This is a genomic window from Vibrio sp. YT-19(2023) (genome assembly GCF_033337395.1).
This window is the reverse complement of the sequence record NZ_JAWOQN010000546.1, coordinates 1-677: the sequence shown is the minus strand read 5'-3', so window position 1 is coordinate 677 and position 677 is coordinate 1. Positions and strand designations below refer to the sequence as shown.

The following is a 677-nucleotide window of genomic DNA, read 5'->3' as shown; positions in this document are numbered from 1 at the left end:
CGCCAATAATTGCCGTCGGTATTGCCATAAGGTGCGGTTGTGACGAGATAAACATAGCTGGCATCTTCTCCTACCTTGGACATCTCTCCCAAGGCATTGGTCATATTTATCCCACCTTCTCTATACTCATGCCAGTTATCACGCGGAACACGCCAAGCTAACTTGATTGGGTTAGTTTTAACTGTCATGCCCTCAGTGTAAGCAACAAATCCGGTTAATCCAGGGCCTAAGTTGTTTGTACTTGAAGGGTCATAAACACCAAAAGGTGCAGACGGAGCATTGGTTATGCTATCAAACATCACTTTTTGACGAGGTGAAAGATAGCTATTTCCAGCGCTATCGCTTATCTCAAACTGAAGTGTAAACACTTCATCCAAGTCAGAGGCTGGGAAAAAGCCAGATTGGAAAGACTGTCTAGCTTGTCCGTTAGCGTCATCGTAGTTCACGGATACATCTTTGTAGAGTGAACCGTCTTGACGATACAGCTTTGCTTTGACGCCTTTGATGGGTGACTCATCAGAGATTCCTGACAGCAAAAAGGCATTATCCTCAGGGCCACCTAGACCCAGTTTCCAAGCATCACCGCTAGTAACCGGCCCATAGTTACTATAAGCCGGGGCAAGAGAACAGTAGGGTGGCGCCGTCACATCGACAGTAAGAGGGTATTCATCCGTCTG

Annotated in this window: 1 protein-coding gene; it reads right to left on the bottom strand. The window is 46.7% G+C overall.

The genetic code is table 11. The features are described 5' to 3' along the window. The coding region (locus tag R7E78_RS27030) for an Ig-like domain repeat protein (RefSeq protein ID WP_318058733.1) at nucleotides 1-677 on the bottom strand (677 nt) is incomplete at both ends.